Source organism: Xylanimonas protaetiae (assembly GCF_004135385.1).
Lineage (GTDB): Bacteria > Actinomycetota > Actinomycetes > Actinomycetales > Cellulomonadaceae > Xylanimonas > Xylanimonas protaetiae.
Genome location: NZ_CP035493.1, coordinates 1,708,612 through 1,729,597, shown reverse-complemented (window position 1 = coordinate 1,729,597; position 20,986 = coordinate 1,708,612). Strand labels below are relative to the sequence as shown.

Genomic DNA, 20,986 nt, shown 5'->3' with positions numbered 1-20,986 from the left:
CTGTCCGCCCGGTCGGGGTCAGGCGGCGCGGTGCGCCAGGGCCGTCGCGAACGCCTCCAGCGCCTCGCGCACGGGACCCTCGGGCAGCGGGGCGAGCTCGGCCGCCGCCTCCCGCGCATACCGCGCGGCGAGCTCGCGCGTCTCGGTCAGCACGTCGTGCGCGCGCAGCCGCCCGACGACGTCGGCCAGCGTCTCGTCGCTCGTCAGGTCGCCGTCGAGCGCGGCGAGCAGCGCCGCGTCGGCGGCGGACGCCTCGCCGCGGGCGACGCGCCGGCGCAGCAGCAGCACCGGCATCGTCGGCACCTTCTCGCGCAGGTCCGTGCCCGGCGTCTTGCCCGACTCGTCGCCCGTGGAGGCGAGGTCCAGCACGTCGTCGGCGAGCTGGAACGCGATGCCGACCTTCTCGCCGTACCCGGCCACGATCTCGACCTGCTCGTCCGGCGCCCCGCCGAACCACGCGCCGAACCGCGCGGACGTCGCCAGCAGCGACGCCGTCTTGTCCGCCAGGACCTGGAGGTAGTGCGCGACGGCGTCCTCGTCCCCGGCGGGACCGGTGGTCTCGTGGAGCTGGCCCAGGCACAGGCGCTCGAACGTGGCCGACTGGAGCAGCACCGCCTCGGGGCCGAGGCTCGCGACGCGCGACGAGGCCCGCGCGAACAGCAGGTCGCCGACGAGGATCGCCACCGAGTTGCCCCACACCGAGTGCACACTCGGCGCCCCGCGCCGCAGCGGCGCGGAGTCCATGACGTCGTCGTGGTAGAGCGACGCGAGGTGCGTCAGCTCGACGACGATGGCGGCGTCCACCAGCTCGGGCCGCGCCCCGTCGCCCAGCTCCCCGGTGAGGAGCGTGAGGAACGGGCGCAGCCGCTTGCCGCCGGCCGCGACGAGGTGCCGGGCGACGTCGTCGGCCAGCGGGTCCGCGATCGCGACCGCGTCGGCGAGCGCGGCCTCGACGGCGGCCATCCGCTCGGCAAGCCGCGCCGCCAGAGCCGGGTCGGACAGCGGGAAGGCCAGCGCGGAGGACGCGGAGGTGGAACCTGTGGGACTCACGGGACGAACTTAACCGCCCCGGCGGCCAGATCGAGAACCCACGACGGCAGCACGCCGAGCAGGATGACGCCGATCGCGCACAGCGTCACCACGACCGTCGCCGGACCCCACCCGGTCATGACCGTCACGACCGCCCGGGCCACGGGCCGGGCCTGCGTGAGCGTGCCCGTCCCCTCGCCCGGGACGGGCGCCGCGGCGCCGCCGTCGTGGCCTTCCACCGCCGCGTCGGCCGCCGGTGTCAGAACCATGAGCACGATGATCCGCACGTAGAAGAACACGGCCACGGCGGAGGCGATCACGCCCGCGAGCGCCAGGGGCCACGCCCCGGCGTCGACGGCCGCGGAGAACACCTGGAACTTCCCGATGAAGCCGGCGGTGAGCGGGATGCCCGCCATCGACAGCAGGAAGAGCGCGAACGCCGCGGTGAGCCACGGCGCCTTGCGGCCGATGCCCGCCCACTGGGCGAGGTGCGTCGCCTCGCCCAGGATGACGGCGTCCGCCTCGCCCGCGCCCGTGGCGAGGCGCTCGCGCACCAGGCCCACCACCGCGAACGCGCCGACGGTCGCCAGGCCGTAGGCCAGCAGGTAGAACAGCACCGCGCCCGCGCCCGGCTCGGCGAAGCCGACGAGGGCCACGAGGACGAAGCCCGCGTGGGCGATCGACGAGTACGCGAGCAGGCGCTTGATGTCCGTCTGCACCACGCCGACGATCGTGCCGATCGCCATCGTGAGGAGCGCGACGGCCCACAGCAGCACCTGGACCTCGTGCCGGGTGGGGGCGTCGAAGCCCTGGCCCAGGTAGAAGAGCACGCGCACGAGGGCGCCGAAGGCGGCGGCCTTGGTGCAGGCCGCCATGAAGCCCGTGACCGGCGTCGGCGCGCCCGTGTAGACGTCGGGCGTCCATGTGTGGAACGGGGCAGCGCCCACCTTGAACAGCAGCCCGGCGCTGACGAGCAGGATGCCCGTGACGGCCAGCACGTGCAGGCCCTGGAGCGGGGTGTCGCCGCGGCCCGCGAGGGCGTCCGCGATGACCGGCAGGTGTACGGAGCCCGCGAAGCCGTACAGCAGCGCGATGCCGAAGATCGTCAGCGCGGAGGCGAACGCGCCCAGCAGGAAGTACTTGAACGCCGCCTCCTGGCTGAGCAGGCGACGCCGCCGCGCCGTGGCGCACAGCACGTAGAGCGGCAGGCTCAGCACCTCGAGGGCGATGAACAGGATGATCAGGTCGTCCGTGGCGGCGAACAGCAGCATGCCGCCCGTGGAGAACAGCGTGAGCGGGAAGACCTCCGTCTGCTGGAGGCCCGCGCGGCGGGCCTCCTCCTCGTACCGGCTGCCCGGCACGGCGGCGGCCGTGGGCGCGAACGCGTCCTGGCCGCTGCTGCGGTCCGCCATGACGAGCACGGCGAGGAACGCGAGGATCGCGACGATCCCTTGGATGCCGAGCCCGAAGGGCGTCAGGTCGTAGCTGTCGCCGACGACGAGGAGCGCGTGGTCGTGCACGGTCTCCCACAGCAGCGCGACGGCGACGACGGCCCCGGCCAGCGCGCCGAGCGACAGCACGAGCTGCACCGTGCGGCGGGCCCGCGCCGGCACGAACGCCTCGACGAGCACGCCGACGACGCCGGCACCCAGCACGATCAGCACGGGCGAGACGGCCGCCCAGTCGATGTGGGGCGGGATGAAGTCGTTCACGCCGCGACCTCCTCAGGAGTCGTCGATGCGGGGGCCGCGCCCAGCACGGGGGGCGGGTCGTCGTGGCCGACCTGCTCGATCGTCGTCGACGCGGGGGCGTCGACATAGCGCAGGCCGAGGCTGGGCACGAAGCCGAGCAGGAGCAGCAGCGCCACGAGCACGCCGGCGACGGTGCGCTCGCGCGCGTCGAGGTCCCGGGCGTCCGCGACGCTCGGGGCGACCGCCCCGGTGAACATGCGCTGGTAGGTCAGCAGCACGTAGACCGCGGCGAGCACGACCGCCGGGACGGCGACGACCGCCGCCCACTGCACGGCCGAGAACACCCCGAGGAACACGAGGATCTCGGAGACGAACGTCGACAGGCCGGGCAGCGACGCGAGGCTCAGGCCCGCGACGAGGAACGTGCCGCCCAGGACGGGCGCGACGAGCCGCAGGCCGCCGTAGTCGGCGATCCGCTGGCTGCGCTCCGGGTGCCGCGCGATCGCGAACCCCGCGACGAGGAACATCGCCCCGGTGGAGATGCCGTGGTTGAGCATCATGAGGCTCGACCCGGCGGTGCCCGTCGAGGTGAACGTGAAGATGCCCAGGATGATGAACCCGAAGTGGGACACCGAGGTGTAGCCGACCAGGCGCAGCAGGTCGGTCTGCCCGATGGCGAGGATCGCGCCGTACAGGATCGAGACCACCGCGAGGATCACCACGAACGGCGCGGCCCAGCGCGACGCCTCCGGGAACAGCGGCAGGCACAGCGTGAGCATCCCGAACGTGCCCACCTTGTCCAGCACGCTGATCAGCAGGGTCGACGTGCCCGGGGTCGCGTTCTCGGCGACGTCGGGCAGCCACGAGTGCACCGGCACCATGGGCGCCTTGATGGCGAACGCGAGGAAGAACGCGGCGAACATCAGGCGGCCCGCGGTGGTGCCGAGGTCCAGGCCGGTGAGGTTCTCGGTGAGGAACGTCTGCGGCCCGCGGTCCGCGGCCGGCACCTGCAGGTACAGGGCGATGACGGCCACGAGCATGACGAGGCCGCCGGCGAGCGAGTAGATGAGGAACTTCACCGCGGCGTAGCGACGCTGCGCGCCCTGCCCGAACCCGCCGATGAGGAAGTAGACGGGGATGAGCATGGCCTCGAACAGCACGTAGAAGAAGAAGACGTCCCGCGCCGCGAACACGGCGACCATGAACGACTGCAGCACCAGTACGACGGCCAGGTACTTGCGCAGGCGGCCGAGGTCCCCGCCCTGCTCCTTCCACGCCGCGAGGATCACGAGCGGCACGAGGCCCACGGACAGGCCCACGAGCAGCAGCCCGACGCCGTCGACGCCGACGGCGTAGCTCGCGCCGATGCTCGGGATCCACGAGTGCGTCTCGAGCAGCTGGTGCTCGGCGGCCCGCGCGGTGTCGAACGCGACGAACGCGCCGACGGCCAGGCCGACCTCGACCAGGGAGCCGAGGAGGGCCACGGTGCGGGCCTGCCCGGCGCTGCCGGTCGCGCCCGCGCGCCCACGGCCGGTCAGCGCGGTGGCCAGCGCGGCCAGGAGCGGCCACACGATGAGGGCGGTCAACCAGGGGAACATCGTCGTCGTCCTTCCTCAGCCGGCCAGGGCCCACACGACGGCGGCGACCACGAGCAGGCCTCCGAGCGACGTGGCCGCATAGGTCCGGACGTAACCGTTCTGGGCCTTGCGCAGCACGTCGCCCGCCCTGCGCACGCCGGAGGCGAGCTGCAGGGCCGAGGCGTCCACCGCGGCGCGGTCGGCGTAGACGAGGGTGCGCGTGACCACCTGGCCGGGCAGCATCGCCACGGCCTCGTTGACGGGGTCCTGGTACAGGTCCCGGCGCGCGGCGCGCACCAGCACGTTCGACCGCGGCGCCTCGACGGGCACGGCCGCGATCGCGTACTGGCGGAACGCGAGCCAGACGCCCAGCGCGACGAGCAGCAGCGTTAGCGTCATGAGCACGGGGACCGGCAGCACCGGCTCGTGGTGCTCGGCGTGGCCCGTGACCGGCTCCAGCCAGGTGGTGAAGCGGCTGCCCAGGGTCAGGAACCCGCCCAGGGCCACGGAGCCGATCGCCAGGACGATCATGGGCCACGTCATGAGCGCGGGCGCCTCGTGCGGGTGCGGCTCGTGACCGTCCGCGGTGGCGGCCCAGCGGCGCCGGCCCGCGAAGGTCATGAAGAACAGGCGCGACATGTAGAAGGCCGTGATGCCCGCGCCGACGAGCGTGACGATGCCGAAGACCCACGGCCGCCAGCCCTCGCCCACGAACGCGGCCTCGATGATCTTGTCCTTCGACCAGAAGCCCGAGAACGGCGGCACGCCCAGGATGGCGAGCCAGCCCAGGCCCATCGTGACCGCCGTGACCGGCAGCGCGCGCGACAGCCCGCCGAACCGGCGCATGTCCACCGAGTCGTCCATGGCGTGCATGACAGAGCCGGCGCCGAGGAACAGCCCGGCCTTGAAGAAGCCGTGCGTCACCAGGTGGAAGATCGCGAACGCGTAGCCGACCGGGCCGAGGCCCGCGGCGAGCATCATGTAGCCGATCTGGCTCATGGTCGACGCCGCCAGGGCCTTCTTGATGTCGTCCTTCGCGCAGCCGACGACGGCCCCGAAGACCAGGGTGACCGCGCCGACGATGACGACGACGAGCTGGGCCGTGGGGGCGGCCTCGAGGATCGCGTGGCTGCGCACCAGCAGGTACACGCCCGCGGTCACCATGGTGGCCGCGTGGATGAGCGCCGACACCGGCGTCGGACCGGCCATGGCGTCGCCGAGCCATGCCTGGAGCGGGAACTGCGCCGACTTGCCGCACGCGGCCAGCAGGAGCATGAGCCCGATGGCGGTGGCCGCGCCCTGCTGGAGGCCGCTCGCCCCGCCGAGCACGTCCTCGAACGAGACCGAGCCGAACTGCCAGACCATGAGCATCATCGCCACGATGAGGCCCATGTCGCCCACGCGGTTCATCACGAAGGCCTTCTTGCCGGCCACCGAGTTCTCGATCCTGTGGTCCCAGAACCCGATGAGCAGGAACGAGGCCAGGCCCACGCCCTCCCAGCCGACGAACAGCAGCAGGAACGAGTCGGCGAGGACGAGCAGCAGCATCGCCGCGACGAACAGGTTGAGGTAGGCGAAGAACCGCCGCCGGTCCTTGTCGTGCTCCATGTAGGCCACGGAGTACACGTGGATGAGCGTGCCCACGAACGTCACGAGCAGCACGAACGTCAGCGACAACGGGTCGACCCGGAACGCCGCGTCGAGGGTCAGGGGGCCCGCCTCGATCCACGTGCCGAGCGAGGTCACGTGGACGCGGTCGTCGGCCGCCTGCCCCAGCAGGCCGAGCAGCAGCGCCAGCCCGACGCCGAAGCTCGCAGTCGAGGCGAGCACGCCGAGCCAGTGCCCCCAGCGGTCCAGGCGGCGCCCGCCCAGCAGCAGGACCGCGGCCCCGACCAGCGGGAACCCGACGAGCCAGGGTGCGAGACCCAAGGTCTGCATGGTCGTACTCCCCCTCAGCCGTTCAGAAGATTGACGTCGTCGACCGAGGCCGAGCGGCGGGTACGGAAGATCGTCACGATGATCGCGAGGCCCACGACCACCTCGGCGGCGGCCACGACCATGACGAAGAAGGCGAGCACCTGCCCCGTGAGGTCGCCGTGGATGCGCGCGAAGGTGACGAACGCCAGGTTGGTCGCGTTGAGCATGAGCTCGATGCCCATGAACACGACGATGGCGTTGCGGCGCAGCAGCACCGTGGTCGCCCCGATGGCGAACAGGATCACCGCGAGGATCAGGTAGTTGGTGACGGGCATCAGTCCCGCGCCTCCTCGTCGTCGCCGGGCACGGGGGGTGCCACCACGTCGTCGCTCTCGAGCGACTCCAGCAGCTCGCCGCTGGTGTCGGCCTCGGCCGTGGCGACGGCGGGCAGGCCCAGGCGGGCCCGCAGGGTCTCCTCGGCGCCGAGCACCTCGGCGGCCGTGCGCTGCTGGCCGCGGATGCGCAGCACGCGGGGCACCGAGTGCTCCAGGGGGTGCCCGTCAGGCCCGAGCGCGGGGGTGTCCATCGCGTTGTTCTGCGCGTAGACGCCCGGGGCCGGCAGCGGCGTGAGGATCGTGCCCTCGGCCAGCCCGGCGACGCGCTCGGCCGCCATCGTGCGCTGCGTGCGGCGGGCGCCCAGGCGCTGCCGGTGCGTGAGCACCAGGCCCGCGAGCGCCGCGGTCACCAGCAGGACGCCGATGACCTCCATGCCGATGACGTACTTGCCGAACAGGATGCCGGCCAGCCCGGTGGGGTTGGTCTGCGCGTTGGCCAGGTCGAGCCCGATGGCGGCGGGCAGGTCGCTGGCGGAGACGACGCCGAGCAGCACGACGAGCAGGCCGAGGCCGAACAGGACGCCGATCCAGCGCTGCCCCTGATGGTCTCCGTGAGGGAGTCCGCCGCGTCGACGCCGACGAGCATGAGCACGAAGAGGAAGAGCATCATGACCGCGCCGGTGTAGACGACCACCTGCACGATGCCGAGGAACGGCGCCTCGTTGGCCACGTAGAGGATCGCCAGGCTGATCATCACGAACACGACGCACATGGCGGCGTGCACGGCGCGCTTGGCGAACAGCAGGCCGAGCGCGGCGATCACCATGAGCGGGGCGATGATGCCGAAGAGGGCGGCCTCGCCGCCGGTCGTCGTCATCGGATGCCTCCGTTTCCTGTCTGGCCGGGTCCGGCGGTCGCGGCCGCGCGGGCGGTGGACCCGGCCGCGTCGAGCGCGGCCGAGAGCGGGCCGCCCGGCGTGTCGTGGGTGAGCTCGCCGGCGTGCCCGCCGCGGGCGGCCTCCCGGGTGGCCGTGGCCTTGGTGGCCGGCGGGCGCAGCGTGTGCACGGTCGGCGCGGGCGCGGGGCGTGTGCCCTCGACGACCGCGGTGGCCGCCTCGAGGGTCGCGTCGTCGGGGCGGTGCTCGCGCACCCAGGCCACCTGGTCCGCCGTGGGCGCGGTGACCTTGCCCTGGTAGTAGTCGGTGTCCGTGGTGCCCGTGACCATGGGGTGCGGGCCCGCGAGGGCGCCCTCGGCCACGGGGGCCAGCAGGTCCTGCTTCTCGTAGATCATCCCGGCGCGCGTGGGGCCGGCGAGCTCGAAGTCGTTCGACATCGTCAGGGCGCGCGTGGGGCACGCCTCGACGCAGAGCCCGCAGAAGATGCAGCGCAGGTAGTTGATCTGGTAGACGCGGCCGTACCGCTCGCCGGGGCTGACCTGCCCGCCCCCGGTCTCGACGAGGACGTCGGCGTTGTCGGCGCCCTCGACGTAGATGGCGTCGGCGGGGCACGCCCAGGCGCACAGCTCGCAGCCGATGCACTTCTCGAGGCCGTCGGCGTACCGGTTGAGCTGGTGGCGGCCGTGGTAGCGCTTCGCGGGCGGCACCTTCTCGAAGGGGTACTGCTCGGTGACCGTCGGGCGGAACATCGAGCCGAGCGTCACGCCGAACCCCGCGACGGGGGCGAGCAGCTTGCCGATCGGCCCCTTCGCCTGGGGCCGCAGCGGCTGGTAGTCGCTCATCGGGTTCCCTCCTCGGGGGCTGCGGACGCGTCGTCCGACACGACGGTGGCGTCCACGGTGACGGGCCGGCGGTGGGCGCGCGGCGACGGCGGGAGGGTCTGGCCCGGCAGCGGGGGCACGGGGTAGCCGTGGGCGTGCGCGTCGAACGCCACCGTCGCCGGCTCCTCGGGTCTGCGCTTCTCGGGCCAGAACGTGATCAGGGCGACGAGCACGAGCCCGACGACGACGAGCACGGTGACGAGCGAGCCCGTCCCCACGCCCTCGCCGAGGCGCACGTACTGGAGCACGGCGAGCAGCACCAGCCAGCCCAGCGCGACCGGGATGAGCACCTTCCAGCCGAACACCATGAACTGGTCGTAGCGCAGGCGCAGCAGCGTGCCGCGCACCCACACGAACACGAACATCAGGATCCAGACCTTGGCCAGGAACCAGAGGATCGGCCACCAGCCCTCGTTGAGCATGCCGTCGTTGATCGCGCTGAGCGGCCAGGGGGCACGCCACCCGCCGAGGAAGAGCGTGGCGCACACGGCCGAGACGTTGAGCATGTTGATGTACTCCGCCAGGAAGAACCAGGCGAACTTCATCGACGAGTACTCGGTCATGTAGCCGGACACGAGCTCGCCCTCGGCCTCGGGGAGGTCGAACGGCAGGCGGTTGGTCTCGCCGATCATCGAGATGACGTAGACGACGAACGCCGGCAGCAGCGGGATGAAGAACCACCGCGTGGTCTGCTGCTCGACGATCATCGACGTCGACATCGAGCCCGACAGGATGAACACCGAGACGAGCGAGAGGCCCATGGCCAGCTCGTAGGAGATCACCTGCGCGGTGGAGCGCACCGAGCCGAGCAGCGGGTACGTCGAGCCCGACGACCAGCCGCCGAGCACGATGCCGTAGACGCCCACCGAGGCGCAGGCCAGCACGTACAGCACCGCGACGGGGAAGTCGGTGAGCTGCGCCGGCGTCGACCAGTCGGTCCAGGGCAGCCGCACCGACGGCCCGAACGGCACGACGGCGAACACCAGCAGCGAGCAGAACACCGAGATCATCGGCGCGAGCAGGTAGACGATCCGGTCGGCCGCGGTGACGTTCATGTCCTCCTTGAGCAGGAGCTTCATGGCGTCGGCGAGGGACTGGAGCAGGCCGAACGGGCCGTGCACGTTCGGGCCGGGGCGCACCTGCATGCGGCCGACGACCTTGCGCTCGAACCAGATGGCGATGAGCACGCTGACCAGCAGGAACACGAGGATGAGGACGGCCTTGACGAGGAACGTCCAACCGTTGTCGTTGCTGAAGTCCGCGTGGACCCCGGGGATCATGCGGCACCTCCGTGCGAAGCGGCCGATCCGGCCTGGACCGTCACGACGTCGCCGGGAGCGACGCCGAGCGTGTCGTGGACGCGGCAGCCCTTGCTGGCCAGCGGCAGCCAGACGACGTGGTCGACCATCTCGGTGACGATCACGGGCAGCGTCAGCGACCCGCGGTCGGTGGAGACGGTGACCTCGTCGCCGTCGAACACGTCGACGGCCGCCGCGGTGGCCGCGCTCATCCGGGCGATCGGCCGCTTCGCGGTGCCGGCCAGGTGCGGCTCGCCGTCCTGGAGGGCGCCGTCGTCGAGCAGCAGGTGCCACGAGGCGAGGACGGCGGTGCCGGGCTCGATGCGCGGCACGGCCTCCGCCGTCGCGGTGGGCGCGGGGACGCGGTCGCCGGCCCACGGGCCGAGCTCGGGCGCGGGGTCGAAGGGCGCACCGGCCCACTCGGCGAGCTGCGCGAGCACGCGGTGGTCGGGCAGCGCGGCCGACTCGAGCGCCTGCGGGAAGGAGCGCACGCGGCCCTCCCAGCTCACCCAGGCGCCGGCCCGCTCGACGGGCGGGGCGACGGGCAGGACGACGTCGGCGATCTCGGTCACCTCGGACGCCCGGACCTCGAGGCTCACCACGAAGCCCGCCCTGGCGAGGGCGCGGCGGGCGGCCGCCGGGTCGGGGAGGTCGGCGAGCTCGAGGCCGCCCACCAGGGCGCCGCCGAGCGTGCCGGCCTCGAGGTCCTGGAGGATGCCGGCCAGGTCGCGGCCGGGGCCGGCGGGCAGCGAGGCCTCGTCGACGCCCCACGCCGCGGCCACCTCGGCCCGCGCGCGGGCGTCGGCGAGCGGGCGACCGCCGGGCAGCAGGCCCGGCAGCAGGCCGGCCTCGACGCCGCCGCGCTCTCCCGCGCGACGCGGCACCCAGGCCAGGCGGGCACCGGTCGCCGCGGCCAGGGCCAGCGCCGCGGTGTACGCGCCGGGGGCGCCGGCGAGGCGCTCGCCCACGAGGATCACGGCGCCCGGCTCGGCGAGCCCGGCCGCCGCGTCGGCGATGGCCTGCGCGTCGTCGGCCGGCAGGTCGGCCGGCAGCAGGTCGCCGGTCGCCTTGGCGGCGACGGCGCCGAGCCACTCGGCCTCGCGGCCGGGGGCGGACGCGAGCAGCGTGCCGTGCAGGCGCTCGAGGCCGCGGCTGGCGAAGGGCGCGAGTCCCAGGACGCGCAGGCCGCCCTGGCGGACCGCCTTGCGCAGCCGCAGGAAGAGGTAGCCGCCCTCCTCCTCCGGCTCCAGGCCGGCGAGCAGCACGAGCGGCGCCTTCTCCAGGTCGCCGAAGGTGACGCCGATGCCGGTGCCGGCGACGGCGTGGCCGAGGAACGCGGCCTCCTCCGCGGAGTGCACGCGGGCGCGCTGGTCGACGTCGTCGGTGCCGAGCACGGTGCGGGCGAACCGGGACCAGGCGTGCGCGTCCTCGAGCGTGAGGCGGCCGCCGGGCAGGACGCCGACGCCGCCCTGCTCCTTCGCCGCGGCGAGGCCCTCGGCCGCGAGCTCCAGGGCCTCGACCCAGGAGGCCGGGCGCAGCGCGCTCGTCCCGTCCGCGTCGGCCTCCCGGACGAGGGGGGTGGTGATGCGGTCGGGGGCCGACTGCCACTGGAACGCGAAGCGGTCCTTGTCGGTGATCCACTCCTCGTTGACCACGGGGTCCTCCCCCGCGAGGCGCCGCATCACGGTGCCGCGGCGGTGGTCGACGCGGATCGCCGCGCCCGACGAGTCGTGCTCCGAGACGCCCGGCGTCGAGACGAGGTCGAACGGGCGGGCCCGGAACCGGTACGAGGCGTTGGTGAGCGCTCCCACCGGGCAGATCTGGATGGTGTTGCCCGAGAAGTACGACGCGAACGGGATGCCGTCCGGCGTCTGCGCGCCCTCGAAGGCGGTCGCCTCGGCGACCACGCCACCCTCGCTCGCGAAGCCGAGCACGTCGACGTCGAACCGGCCGATCTGCTGGGCCGCGCCGCGCTTCTGCAGGGCGATGAACGCGTCGCCCGCGATCTCGTCGCTGAAGCGCGTGCAGCGCTGGCACAGGACGCAGCGCTCGCGGTCGAGCAGGATCTCGGTCGACACCGGGATGGGCTTCTCGAACACGCGCTTGACGTCGATGAACCGCGACTCGGGGCGGCCGTTTGTCATGGCCTGGTTCTGCAGGGGGCACTCGCCGCCCTTGTCGCAGACGGGACAGTCGAGGGGGTGGTTCATGAGCAGCAGCTCCATGACCCCCTCCTGCGCCTTGTCGGCGACGGGCGACGTCGACGCCGTCTTGACGGCCATGCCCGCGGTCGACTCGAGCGTGCAGGACGCCTGCGGCTTGGGCATCGGGCGCATGCTGCCGTCGGGGCCGGGCGTGGCCACCTCGACGAGGCACTGCCGGCACGCGCCGACGGGCTCGAGCAGCGGGTGGTCGCAGAACCGCGGGATCTCGATGCCGAGCTGCTCGGCCGCCCGGATCACCAGGGTGCCCCGGGGCACGGTGACCTGGATGCCGTCGATGGTGAGCGTGACCGTCTCCACCGGGGCGGGGGCGCCCGTGGTCGTGTCCGCGGTCGCAGTCATCAGTGGCCTCCCGCCGCTCCGGCCAGCAGGCCGGTCCTCTGCTTGGGCGTGTAGTCGAAGAGCGCCGACCGCACCGGGTCGAAGGGGCACCCGTGGTTGTCGATGTGCGCCTGGTACTCGTCACGGAACAGCTCGATCGAGCTGGTCACGGGTGAGGTGGCGCCGTCGCCCAGCGCGCAGAACGCGCGGCCGAGGATGTTGTCGCACAGGTCGACCATGAGGTCGATGTCCGCGTCGACGCCGCCGCCGTTCTCGACCCGGGCCAGCACCTGCTTGAGCCAGAAGGTGCCCTCGCGGCACGGGGTGCACTTGCCGCACGACTCGTGCGCGTAGAAGTCCATCCACCGGCTCACGGCGCGCACCACGCACGTGGTCTCGTCGAAGATCTGGAGGGCGCGCGTGCCGAGCATCGACTTGGCCGCTCCGACCGACTCGTAGTCGAGCGGCACGTCGAGGTGGGCGTCGGTGAACATCGGGGTGGACGAGCCGCCCGGCGTCCAGAACTTGATCCGGTGCCCCTCGCGGATGCCGCCCGCCATGTCCAGCAGCTCGCGCAGCGTGATGCCGAGCGGGGCCTCGTACTGGCCGGGCCTCGTCACGTGGCCGCTCAGCGAGAACAGGCCCATGCCCTGCGACTTCTCGGTGCCCATGCTCGCGAACCACGCGGCGCCGTTGCGCATGATCGCGGGGACCGAGGCGATCGACTCGACGTTGTTGACCACCGTGGGCCGGGCGTAGAGGCCCTCGACGGCGGGGAACGGCGGCTTGAGGCGCGGCTGGCCGCGGCGGCCCTCGAGCGAGTCGAGCAGCGCCGTCTCCTCGCCGCAGATGTAGGCGCCCGCCCCGGCGTGCACGGTGACGTCGAGGTCGTAGCCGCTGCCCAGGATGTTCTTGCCCAGGTAGCCGGCGTCGTACGCCTCCTGCACCGCGTTCAGCAGACGGCGGTAGACGTGGAGCACCTCGCCGCGCACATACACGAACGCGTGGTGGCAGTTGATCGCGACGCTCGTGATCGCCACGCCCTCGACGAGGTGCTGCGGGCTGGCCATCATCAGCGGGATGTCCTTGCAGGTGCCCGGCTCGGACTCGTCCGCGTTGACCACGAGGTAGCGCGGCTTGCCGTCGTCGGGGGGCAGGAAGCTCCACTTGAGGCCCGTCGGGAAGCCTGCGCCGCCGCGGCCGCGCAGGCCGGACTCCTTGACGGCGGTGACGATGTCGGCCGGGTTCATGGTCAGGGCCTTGCGCAGGCCCGCGTACCCGTCGGCCGTGGCGACGTACGTCTCCAGCGACCAGGAGCGGTCCTTGTCCCAGGTGTCCGTGAGGACGGGGGTCAGGGGTGTCACTTCGACCCTCCCTTGTCGGTGGGAGTGAGGGGCTTGCGCTCGGCGCTCGAGCCGGGCTCGCCCGCGGCGGGCGTGCCCTCGCCCGCGGCGGGCGTGCCCTCGGCGGTGCCGTCCGCGCCCGCGGCGGCGGCCAGGGGCGCGGGGGCCGTCCAGCCGTTCTCACGGGCCACCTTCAGGCCGGCCAGCGTGGGCGCGCCCGCGAGGCCGCCCTCGTTCGCGCGCCCGTCGGGGAACCCGGCGAGCACGCGGCTCATCGCCTTGAACGAGCAGACGCTGTGCGCGCCGCGGGTCGGTGCGACGGGCATGCCCGCCTGGAGGTCGTCCACGACCGCCGTCGCCGACTCCGGCGTCTGGTTGTCGAAGAACTCCCAGTTGACCATCATCACCGGCGCGTAGTCGCAGGCCGCGTTGCACTCGACGCGCTCGAGGGTGATCGCGCCGTCGTCAGTGGTCTCGTCGTGCCCGACGCCGAGGTGCTCGCTCAGCTCGTCGAAGATCGCGTCCCCGCCCATGATCGCGCAGAGCGTGTTGGTGCAGACGCCCACCGTGTAGGTGCCGTTGGGGTGCCGCTTGTACTGCGTGTAGAACGTGGCGACCGCGCTGACCTCGGCCGGCGTCAGCTCCAGCCGCTCGGCGCAGAACCGGATGCCGTCCGGGCTGACGTAGCCGTCCACCGACTGCACCAGGTGCAGCATCGGCAGCAGCCCCGACCGCGGGTCGGGGTAGCGCGCGACGATGGCCTCGGCGTCAGACCTCAGGGACGCGAGAGTCGAAGCGTCGTACGTCATCGGTCCACACCTCCGAGCACGGGGTCCAGGGACGCGACGGAGACGACGACGTCGGCCACCTGGCCGCCCTCGCACATCACCGACACGGCCTGGAGGTTGTTGAACGACGGGTCGCGGAAGTGCGCCCGGTACGGCCGCGTGCCGCCGTCGGACACGACGTGGACGCCGAGCTCCCCGCGGGGGTGCTCCACGGTCTGCCACACCTGCCCGGCCGGGACGCGGAAGCCCTCGGTCACGATCTTGAAGTGGTGGATCAGGGCCTCCATCGAGGTGCCCATGATCGTCTTGATGTGCTCGAGCGAGTTGCCCTGGCCGTCGCCGCCGACGGCGAGCTGGGCGGGCCAGGCGATCTTCTTGTCGGCGACCATGACGGGCTCTCCGGTCGTGGCGTCCAGGCGCTCGAGGGTCTGCTCGACGATCTTGAGCGACTGGTAGCACTCCTCGATGCGCAGCACGACGCGGTCATAGCAGTCGGCGTTGTCGGAGACGGGGACGTCGAAGTCGTACGTCTCGTAGCCGCAGTACGGGAACGCCTTGCGCACGTCGTACGGCAGGCCCGCGGAGCGGAGCACCGGGCCGGTGATCCCCAGGGCCATGCAGCCGGCGAGGTTGAGCGACCCCGTGCCGACCAGGCGGGCCTTGAAGATCGGGTTGGCCAGCATGAGGTCGCCGAGCTGGCGCAGGTAGTGCTTGACCTGCGGGACGGCCTTGCGCACCTGGTCGGTGGTGCCCTCGGGCACGTCCTGCGCGACGCCGCCGGGGCGGACGTACGCGTGGTTCATGCGCAGGCCCGTCACCGCCTCGAAGACCCGCAGGATCTCCTCGCGCGCCGTGAACGCGATGGTCATCACCGTGGTGGCGCCCATCTCGTTGCCGGCCGTGCCGAGGCACACCAGGTGGGAGGCGATGCGGTTGAGCTCCATCATCAGCACGCGGATGACGGACGCCCGCGCCGGCACGTCGTCGGTGATGCCGAGCAGCTTCTCGACGCCCAGGCAGAACGCGGTCTCCTGAAAGAACGGGGCCAGGTAGTCCATCCGGGTGCAGAACGTGGTGCCCTGCGTCCAGGTGCGGAACTCCATGTTCTTCTCGATGCCGGTGTGCAGGTAGCCGACGCCCGCGCGGGCCTCGGTGACCGTCTCGCCGTCGATCTCGAGCATGAGGCGCAGCACGCCGTGCGTGGACGGGTGCTGCGGGCCCATGTTGACGACGATGCGCTCCTCGCCGACGACCTCGCGGGCGATCTCGTCCCAGTCGCCGCCCGAGGCCTCGAAGAACGCCGCGCCGGCGGGCATGGCCTCGTCGGCCGGCCGGGTGGCGTGGAAGGTGCTCATGCGTAGCTCCGTCGCGTGTCGGGGGGCGGCACCGTCGCGCCCTTGTACTCCACCGGGATGCCGCCGAGCGGGTAGTCCTTGCGCTGCGGGTGGCCCGGCCAGTCGTCGGGCATCTCGATGCGGGCCAGGCCCGGGTGCCCGTCGAAGACGATGCCGAAGAAGTCGAACGTCTCGCGCTCGTGCCAGTCGTTCGTCGGGTACACCGACGTCGTCGACGGGATGCGCGGGTCGGCGTCGGGCGTGGCGACCTCGAGGCGCAGGCGGCGGCCGTGCGTCACCGAGGTGAGGTGGTAGACGGCGTGCAGCTCGCGGCCGGCGTCGTCGGGGTAGTGGACGCCGCTGACGCCGAGCGAGAGCTCGAAGCGCAGGTCCTGGTCGTCGCGCAGCGCGCGGACGACCGTGAGGAGGTGCTCGCGCGCGACCCACAAGGTCAGCTCGTCGCGGTCGACGACGACGCGCTCGACCGCCTGGCCGAACTCGTCGCCGAGGATCTCCGCGAGGACGTCGACCGCCTCGTCGAACCAGCCGCCGTAGGGGCGCTCGCTCGCGCCGGGGAACCGGACGGGGGCGACGAGGCCGCCGTAGCCGGACGTGTCGCCCGAGCCGCCCGTGCCGAACATGCCCTCGCGGGTGCCGAACACCTCGCCCTGGGGGCGGGACCCGAGGGGTGCCGCGGCGTCGCGCGGGACGACGGCGTCGTCGCTGCGCGGGGTGTCGCTCATCGCAGCAGCCCCTTGAGCTCGAACGTCGGGGTGGCCTCGAGCGCCGCCGCCTCGGCGGCCGCGGCGGCCTCCTTGCGGTTGACGCCCAGCGGCGAGTCCGCGATCTGCTGGTGCAGCGCGAGGATCGCGTTGATGAGCATCTCGGGCCGCGGCGGGCAGCCGGGCAGGTAGATGTCCACCGGCACGATGTGGTCGACGCCCTGGACGATCGCGTAGTTGTTGAACATGCCGCCGCTCGACGCGCACACGCCCATGGAGAGCACCCACTTGGGCTCGCTCATCTGGTCGTAGACCTGCCGGACGACGGGGGCCATCTTCTGGCTCACGCGGCCGGCGACGATCATGAGGTCGGCCTGGCGCGGCGAGGCGCGGAACACCTCCATGCCGAACCGCGACAGGTCGAACCGGGACGCGCCCGCGGCCATCATCTCGATCGCGCAGCACGCCAGGCCGAACGTCACCGGCCACAGCGACGCCTTGCGGAGGTACCCCGCGAGGTCCTCGATCGTCGTCAGGAGGAAACCTGACGGAGCTTCTTCGATCCCCATGTCCCCTTACAGCCTTTCAGACCCAGTCGAACCCGCCGCGCCGCCACTCGTACACGAACGGCACGGTGATCAGCGCGAGGAACACGAGCATCGCGACGAGGCCGAAGCCGGCCAGCCACGCGAAGCTCACGGCCCACGGGTAGAGGAAGACGACCTCGATGTCGAAGACGATGAAGGTCATCGCGACGAGGTAGTACTTGACGGGCAGCCGCCCGCCGCCGACGGCGTGCGGGGTGGGCATGATGCCGCACTCGTAGGCCTCGAGCTTGGCGCGGTTGTAGCGCTTCGGGCCGATGACGGCCGACGCGCCCACACCGCCGAGCGCCAGCACGGCGGCCACGGCCATGAGGACCAGCACCGGGACGTACGGGTTGGTCATCCCTGCTCCTCCTGCCTCATGCTTCGATCACTTCCTTGAGATCGTGCTGTGACGTCCGGGCGCTCGGCACCCGGGCTCTAGGCCGCCGGTGCCACCCGGGCCAGCGCGGCGATGAGCCGGTCGACCCAGTCCCCGCCGCGGGGCTCGTAGCAGTCCGACAGCAGCTTCACCACAAACTGCATGACGACCGGGACCGGCAGCGCGTAGCGCGTGCCGAACCGCATGATCGCCGGGTGCTCGATGAGCCGGACGAACGCCCGGCCCAGCGTGTAGTAGCCGCCGAGGTCGGCGCGCATGCGCTCGGCGTAGCCGCCGAGCACCGCCTCGCGGGCCGCGTCGGTGGTGCGCGTGCGGGCCTGGGCGATCGCGTCGGCCGCGACCCGTCCCGCCTGGAGCGCGTACGCGATGCCCTCGCCGTTGAAGGGGCTGACCATGCCGCCGGCGTCGCCGACCAGGGTCGTCCCGTCGCGGTACAGGGGCGTGCGGTTGAACCCCATGGGCAGCGCCGCCCCGCGGATCGGCCCCACCTGGTTCTCGGGCGTGAAGCCCCAGTCCTCGGGGGTGTTCTGCGTCCACTGCTGGAGCAGGGCCTTGTAGTCGTGCCCGACGGCGGACTGCCGCGCGGGCGTGCTCGACACCGAGCCCAGGCCCACGTTCACGGTGCCGTCGCCGAGCGCGAAGATCCAGCCGTAGCCGGGCAGCAGGTCGGACTTCCCCGGGGCGCCCGACCAGAGCTCGAGGTGGGACTCCATCCAGGCGTCCTCGTGGCGGGCCGTGCCCTCCGACCGGAAGTACGTCCGGTAGGCGGTGCCCAGGGGGCGGTCGTCGCGCCGCGTGATGCCGAGCGCCGTCGCGAAGCGGGAGCTGACGCCGTCGGCGGCGACGACGACGGGGGCGCGGTAGACGACGTCGCGCCTGTCGGCGGTCTGGGCGCGGACGCCGACCGTGCGGCCGCTGCGCTCGTCGAGCAGCGGGCCCGTGACCTTGGTGCGCTCGAGCAGCTTGGCGCCGCTGCGCTGCGCGTGCTGGGCGAGCCGGTGGTCGAGCGTCGCGCGGGCCATGGCCGAGCCGTAGCCGGGGAACGCCGTGACGTCGGGCCAGGGCAGCTCCCACGAGCGGCGGCCGGCGAAGACGCGCAGGCCCTCGTTGCGGATCCAGCCGTCGGCGGGGTCGAGGTCGACGCCCATGCGGGCCAGCTCGGCGACCGCGCGGGGGGTCAGGCCGTCGCCGCAGATCTTGTCGCGCGGGAAGGCGGACTTCTCCAGCAGCAGCACGTCCAGGCCGGCAGAGGCGCACCAGTGGGCGGTCGAGGAACCAGCGGGACCTGCGCCCACGACGATCACGTCGGCGTCGTCGCGCGAGCCTGCGCGCACCGCTCCCACCTCCTCGGACGTCCTCGTCGACCGGTCCTTTGTGAACCGGTTCACGAGAGCCTCGGTCACCTTAGCCATTCGACGCCCACCTGGGAAGCGGTAGCCGCCACGCACCGTGCACCACTCTCGTGGATCGTACGTTTCAGCACGTCAGGCCACCTGGGCTGGCCCCGCGTGTCTCTGGCTGCGCGGTGCGGCGCGGCAGGTCAGGAGGGCTTGCTCGCGCGGTGCAGGGCGACGATGCCGCCCGAGAGGTTGCGGTAGGCGACGTGCTCCCAGCCGGCCTCGATCATGAGGTGCGCGAGGCCCGTCTGGTCGGGCCACGAGCGGATCGACTCGGCGAGGTACTCGTACGAGCCCCTGTCGCGCGTGACGGCGCCCGCCACCACCGGCAGCGCCCGCATCAGGTACTCCTGGTACACGGTGCGGAACGGCCCCCAGGTCGGCGTGGAGAACTCGCACACGACGATCCTGCCCCCCGGCCGGACGACGCGCAGCATCTCCGTCAGCCCGCCCAGGGTGTCCACGACGTTGCGCAGCCCGAACGAGATCGTCACGGCGTCGAACGAGCCGTCGGCGAACGGCAGCGCCGTCGCGTCGCCCGCCACGAAGGGCAGGTCAGGGCGGCGGCGCTTGCCCACCGAGAGCATCCCGAACGAGATGTCGGACGGGACGACGTACGCGCCGTCGAGCTCGAACGGCTCGCTGGAGGTTCCGGTGCCCGCGGCGAGGTCGAGCACCTTCTCGCCCGGGAGCGCCGCGACGGACTCCCGCACGACCTGGCGCCACCGCCGGTCCTGCCCGAGCGAGACGAGGTCGTTGACGAGGTCGTAGCGCTCGGCGATCCCGTCGAACATCGACGCGACCTCGGCGGGCTTCTTCTCCAGGGATGCGCGGGCCATGCCGCAATGCTCGCACGCCTCCTGCGCGGGACTACGCTGGACGGCGATGTCCGCAACCGCTGTCCCCCCGCCCGCCGGTCGTCCGGCCGGCCGGCGCGACGACGTCGCGCCCGGGTCCCAGACCAGACCCCTCGTCGTCCGGACCGCCGCGATCGACCTGCCCGACGGCGGCCTGACCACGCTCGTCGACCTCCTGCCCGACGCGAAGCCGCTGGCGTGGGTGCGCCGCGGCGACGGCATCGTCGGCTGGGGCGAGGCGCTGCGCGTCACGACCGGCGGCGAGACGCGCTTCGCCGACGCCGACGCCGCGTGGCAGGCCGTGCTCGAGCGCGCCGTCGTCCGCGACGACGTGCGGCTCCCGGGCACGGGCCCGGTCGCGTTCGGCTCGTTCGCGTTCGACGCCACGTCCGCCGACGGCGGCGTGCTCGTCGTCCCGCGCGTCGTCGTCGGGCGGCGCGGGGACCGCGCGTGGATCACCACGATCTCCTCCGGGCTGGGAGCGGCCCCCACCACGGCGCTGCTCGACCCCGCGCACCGCACGCCCGTCACCGGGCCGGGCGCCGTCACGGAGGCCGACGGGGCGGTCGCCGCCGCCGACTGGCCCGCGATCGTCGCCGACGCCGTCGCGCGCATCCAGGCAGGCCGCCTCGAGAAGGTGGTGCTGGCCCGCGACGTCGTCGCGACGACGGGGCGAGCGCTCGACCCGCGCTGGCTGCTGGGCCGCCTCGCGGCCGCGTACGAGACGACGTGGACGTTCTCCGTCGGGGGCATGGTGGGCGCGACGCCCGAGCTGCTGGTGCGCTCCGAGAAGGGCCTCGTGGCCTCGCGCGTGCTCGCCGGGACGATCCGCCGCGAGCCTGGGATGACCGACGACGACGCGCTGCTGCGGGCCGCCCACCTCGCCCGCTCGTCCAAGGACCTCGAGGAGCACGAGCACGCCGTCGTCTCCGTCGCGCGGGCCCTGGAGCCCTTCTGCACGTCGATGAACGTGCCCGAGCAGCCGTTCGTGCTGCACCTGCCCAACGTCATGCACCTGGCGTCCGACGTCACGGGCGTGCTCGACCGGCCCGCCGACCGGCCCGGGCCGTCGTCGCTGGCGCTGGCGGCGGCGCTGCACCCGTCGGCGGCCGTGTGCGGGACGCCGACGGCGCCCGCGCGCGAGCTCATCCGCCAGATCGAGGGCATGGACCGCGGCCGCTACGCCGGCCCGGTGGGCTGGACGGGCTCCGACGGCGACGGCGAGTGGGGCATCGCCCTGCGCTCCGCGCGGCTCGACGACACAGACCCGCGCCGCGTGCGGCTCTTCGCGGGCTGCGGCGTCGTGGCGGCGTCGGACCCGGCGGCGGAGCTGGCGGAGTCCGAGGCGAAGCTGGTCCCGATGCGCTGGGCGCTGCGGGGCTGACCCCGGCC

At 73.0% G+C, this 20,986-nt stretch carries 17 protein-coding genes and 1 pseudogene; 1 reads left to right on the top strand and 17 read right to left on the bottom strand.

Going from position 1 to position 20,986, the window contains the following annotated elements:
* Nucleotides 1-18 precede the first annotated feature (18 nt).
* The 17 genes and pseudogenes from ET471_RS07810 to ET471_RS07730 all read right to left on the bottom strand — a co-directional run bounded on the left by ET471_RS07810 (nucleotide 19) and on the right by ET471_RS07730 (nucleotide 19,576).
* Nucleotides 19-963: a polyprenyl synthetase family protein gene (locus ET471_RS07810; RefSeq protein ID WP_129190812.1), complete on the bottom strand. Its 945-nt coding sequence runs from the start codon at nucleotides 961-963 to the stop codon at nucleotides 19-21.
* Nucleotides 964-1,046: 83 nt separating this feature from the next.
* Nucleotides 1,047-2,741: an NADH-quinone oxidoreductase subunit NuoN gene (gene nuoN, locus ET471_RS07805; RefSeq protein WP_129187441.1), complete on the bottom strand. Its 1,695-nt coding sequence runs from the start codon at nucleotides 2,739-2,741 to the stop codon at nucleotides 1,047-1,049.
* Complete coding sequence (locus ET471_RS07800) at nucleotides 2,738-4,318, bottom strand: NADH-quinone oxidoreductase subunit M (RefSeq protein WP_129187439.1); 1,581 nt, start codon at nucleotides 4,316-4,318, stop codon at nucleotides 2,738-2,740. The genes nuoN and ET471_RS07800 overlap by 4 nt, the downstream gene beginning before the upstream one ends.
* Before the next feature lie 15 nt (nucleotides 4,319-4,333).
* Nucleotides 4,334-6,235, bottom strand: a complete 1,902-nt coding sequence (nuoL, locus tag ET471_RS07795; RefSeq protein ID WP_129187437.1) for an NADH-quinone oxidoreductase subunit L — start codon at nucleotides 6,233-6,235, stop codon at nucleotides 4,334-4,336.
* A 14-nt stretch (nucleotides 6,236-6,249) separates the two neighbouring features.
* A complete protein-coding gene (gene nuoK, locus ET471_RS07790; protein WP_129187435.1) occupies nucleotides 6,250-6,549 on the bottom strand; it encodes an NADH-quinone oxidoreductase subunit NuoK in 300 nt (99 codons plus the stop codon).
* Nucleotides 6,549-7,426: pseudogene (locus tag ET471_RS07785) on the bottom strand (NADH-quinone oxidoreductase subunit J). Before ET471_RS07785 ends, nuoK begins: the two are co-directional and overlap by 1 nt.
* Nucleotides 7,423-8,286, bottom strand: a complete 864-nt coding sequence (gene nuoI, locus ET471_RS07780; protein WP_129187433.1) for an NADH-quinone oxidoreductase subunit NuoI — start codon at nucleotides 8,284-8,286, stop codon at nucleotides 7,423-7,425. Before nuoI ends, ET471_RS07785 begins: the two are co-directional and overlap by 4 nt.
* Nucleotides 8,283-9,605 (bottom strand): NADH-quinone oxidoreductase subunit NuoH, encoded by a 1,323-nt coding sequence (gene nuoH, locus ET471_RS07775; protein WP_129187431.1) that lies wholly within the window; start codon nucleotides 9,603-9,605, stop codon nucleotides 8,283-8,285. The genes nuoI and nuoH overlap by 4 nt, the downstream gene beginning before the upstream one ends.
* The gene (locus ET471_RS07770; RefSeq protein ID WP_129187429.1) at nucleotides 9,602-12,187 is read right to left on the bottom strand and encodes an NADH-quinone oxidoreductase subunit G; all 2,586 of its coding nucleotides are present in this window, start codon (nucleotides 12,185-12,187) and stop codon (nucleotides 9,602-9,604) included. The genes nuoH and ET471_RS07770 overlap by 4 nt, the downstream gene beginning before the upstream one ends.
* On the bottom strand, nucleotides 12,187-13,530 hold the full coding sequence (gene nuoF / locus ET471_RS07765; protein ID WP_129187428.1) for an NADH-quinone oxidoreductase subunit NuoF: 1,344 nt from the start codon (nucleotides 13,528-13,530) through the stop codon (nucleotides 12,187-12,189). The genes ET471_RS07770 and nuoF overlap by 1 nt, the downstream gene beginning before the upstream one ends.
* Nucleotides 13,527-14,318, bottom strand: a complete 792-nt coding sequence (nuoE, locus tag ET471_RS07760; RefSeq protein ID WP_129187426.1) for an NADH-quinone oxidoreductase subunit NuoE — start codon at nucleotides 14,316-14,318, stop codon at nucleotides 13,527-13,529. Before nuoE ends, nuoF begins: the two co-directional genes overlap by 4 nt.
* Entirely contained in the window at nucleotides 14,315-15,652 is a 1,338-nt protein-coding gene (locus ET471_RS07755; protein WP_129187424.1) for an NADH-quinone oxidoreductase subunit D, read from the bottom strand. The genes nuoE and ET471_RS07755 overlap by 4 nt, the downstream gene beginning before the upstream one ends.
* On the bottom strand, nucleotides 15,649-16,374 hold the full coding sequence (locus ET471_RS07750; protein ID WP_129187422.1) for an NADH-quinone oxidoreductase subunit C: 726 nt from the start codon (nucleotides 16,372-16,374) through the stop codon (nucleotides 15,649-15,651). Before ET471_RS07750 ends, ET471_RS07755 begins: the two co-directional genes overlap by 4 nt.
* A complete protein-coding gene (locus tag ET471_RS07745) occupies nucleotides 16,371-16,922 on the bottom strand; it encodes a NuoB/complex I 20 kDa subunit family protein (RefSeq protein WP_129187420.1) in 552 nt (183 codons plus the stop codon). The genes ET471_RS07750 and ET471_RS07745 overlap by 4 nt, the downstream gene beginning before the upstream one ends.
* A 16-nt stretch (nucleotides 16,923-16,938) precedes the next feature.
* Nucleotides 16,939-17,301, bottom strand: a complete 363-nt coding sequence (locus ET471_RS07740; protein ID WP_129187419.1) for an NADH-quinone oxidoreductase subunit A — start codon at nucleotides 17,299-17,301, stop codon at nucleotides 16,939-16,941.
* Between the two features lie 77 nt (nucleotides 17,302-17,378).
* Nucleotides 17,379-18,674, bottom strand: coding sequence for a geranylgeranyl reductase family protein (locus ET471_RS07735; RefSeq protein WP_129190810.1), 1,296 nt, complete (start codon nucleotides 18,672-18,674; stop codon nucleotides 17,379-17,381).
* A gap of 206 nt (nucleotides 18,675-18,880) precedes the next feature.
* A complete protein-coding gene (locus ET471_RS07730) occupies nucleotides 18,881-19,576 on the bottom strand; it encodes a demethylmenaquinone methyltransferase (RefSeq protein ID WP_129187418.1) in 696 nt (231 codons plus the stop codon).
* Between the two features lie 46 nt (nucleotides 19,577-19,622).
* Here ET471_RS07730 and ET471_RS07725 point away from each other — a divergent pair, with 46 nt between their 5' ends.
* Entirely contained in the window at nucleotides 19,623-20,978 is a 1,356-nt protein-coding gene (locus ET471_RS07725) for an isochorismate synthase (RefSeq protein ID WP_129187417.1), read from the top strand.
* Nucleotides 20,979-20,986: the final 8 nt, after the last annotated feature.

Coding starts and splice junctions, on each gene's coding strand:
- ET471_RS07755 (WP_129187424.1), bottom strand. CDS start 15,652: ATGAGCACCTTCCACGCCACCCGGCCGGCCGACGAGGCCATGCCCGCC.
- ET471_RS07810 (WP_129190812.1), bottom strand. CDS start 963: ATGGCCGCCGTCGAGGCCGCGCTCGCCGACGCGGTCGCGATCGCGGAC.
- ET471_RS07770 (WP_129187429.1), bottom strand. CDS start 12,187: ATGACTGCGACCGCGGACACGACCACGGGCGCCCCCGCCCCGGTGGAG.
- nuoI (WP_129187433.1), bottom strand. CDS start 8,286: ATGAGCGACTACCAGCCGCTGCGGCCCCAGGCGAAGGGGCCGATCGGC.
- ET471_RS07730 (WP_129187418.1), bottom strand. CDS start 19,576: ATGGCCCGCGCATCCCTGGAGAAGAAGCCCGCCGAGGTCGCGTCGATG.
- nuoL (WP_129187437.1), bottom strand. CDS start 6,235: ATGCAGACCTTGGGTCTCGCACCCTGGCTCGTCGGGTTCCCGCTGGTC.
- nuoE (WP_129187426.1), bottom strand. CDS start 14,318: ATGACGTACGACGCTTCGACTCTCGCGTCCCTGAGGTCTGACGCCGAG.
- ET471_RS07750 (WP_129187422.1), bottom strand. CDS start 16,374: ATGAGCGACACCCCGCGCAGCGACGACGCCGTCGTCCCGCGCGACGCC.
- ET471_RS07740 (WP_129187419.1), bottom strand. CDS start 17,301: ATGACCAACCCGTACGTCCCGGTGCTGGTCCTCATGGCCGTGGCCGCC.
- nuoH (WP_129187431.1), bottom strand. CDS start 9,605: ATGATCCCCGGGGTCCACGCGGACTTCAGCAACGACAACGGTTGGACG.
- nuoK (WP_129187435.1), bottom strand. CDS start 6,549: ATGCCCGTCACCAACTACCTGATCCTCGCGGTGATCCTGTTCGCCATC.
- ET471_RS07725 (WP_129187417.1), top strand. CDS start 19,623: ATGTCCGCAACCGCTGTCCCCCCGCCCGCCGGTCGTCCGGCCGGCCGG.
- ET471_RS07800 (WP_129187439.1), bottom strand. CDS start 4,318: ATGTTCCCCTGGTTGACCGCCCTCATCGTGTGGCCGCTCCTGGCCGCG.
- ET471_RS07745 (WP_129187420.1), bottom strand. CDS start 16,922: ATGGGGATCGAAGAAGCTCCGTCAGGTTTCCTCCTGACGACGATCGAG.